Origin of the sequence: Mesorhizobium silamurunense (assembly GCF_014843825.1) — a bacterium.
GTDB classification, from domain to species: domain Bacteria; phylum Pseudomonadota; class Alphaproteobacteria; order Rhizobiales; family Rhizobiaceae; genus Mesorhizobium; species Mesorhizobium silamurunense.
In genome coordinates, this window is record NZ_JHQR01000445.1 from 1 (window position 1) to 262 (window position 262).

General features: G+C 59.2%; 1 pseudogene. It reads left to right on the forward strand.

Features of this window, described 5'->3' with window-relative positions:
• Positions 1-65 precede the first annotated feature (65 nt).
• Positions 66-262, forward strand: a pseudogene (locus DH10_RS35905) (IS110 family transposase); the annotation flags it as partial.

Sequence of the window (262 nt, forward strand, 5' to 3'; positions counted from 1 at the left end):
AATGGGCAGCGGCTCTTCTCGGAGACCGTTAGGATCGGCTCCGTCATTTGAAGAGGAGACCGACCATGGAATATTTTGCAGGCTTGGACATCTCGATGGAAGAGACGCATGTGTGCGTTCTCGACCGTGAGGGAGCAGTCGTCCACGAAGCGAAGACGATGTCGACGGCCGAGGCGATCGTTGCATCGCTGGCGAAGGCACCGACTTGCCAGCGGGTTGTGTTCGAGACCGGCCGCATGGCGCCGATGCTCTATCACGGCTT